Source organism: Bacillus luti (assembly GCF_001884105.1).
Taxonomy (GTDB): Bacteria; Bacillota; Bacilli; order Bacillales; family Bacillaceae_G; genus Bacillus_A; species Bacillus_A luti.
On record NZ_MACI01000004.1, the window covers coordinates 1 to 565 of the forward strand.

Consider the following 565-nt stretch of genomic DNA (forward strand, 5'->3'; position numbering starts at 1 on the left):
TTGAAGTGGGGGTTTCTAACGTTTCGACCTAACGGACGATTAACGTCAGGGGAGTTAACACATTAGCGAGCTGTTTCACGCCTAACCCCTCTATCCCATTTGTCCATGCATTTGGGATTACTTTTCGTAAAATGTTAGCCGCAGCATTTACATCTGCATGAATTAAAGTTTTATTTGCTGAACGATATATGCCGCGCTTTATTCGTTTTCCTGAAAAAGTTGTATTTTGGTCATTTTCTCCATACGTTGGAATGAAGTCGTTATCCAGAAAACTTGCTTTCGATGTATATGATTCTTCAGTTACAACAACTTGAATGCCTACAGCATTTGCTTTGTATGTAATCATTTGAATCAGTAAACTATGTGGGATATGACAAAACGATTGGTTATTTCTTTTTCCCATATTCGTTTCTTGTTTCCAACTTTTGTTTTGACCAATAACGATTTTACAAACTTCTTCTTCTTGAGCTAGTTTTACGATATGGTGACTAACTTTATGGAAGACGTCTTTTATTTTCAAGTAACGTTTTTGATGAAGTTTTTCTATCCTTTTAGAAGTAAAAGG

Annotated in this window: 1 protein-coding gene; it reads right to left on the reverse strand. The window is 35.6% G+C overall.

Translation table 11 applies throughout. The features are described from left to right. Window positions 1–28: 28 nt before the first annotated feature. The coding region (locus BAQ48_RS01040) for an IS200/IS605 family accessory protein TnpB-related protein (RefSeq protein WP_165613771.1) at window positions 29–565 on the reverse strand (537 nt) is incomplete at its 5' end.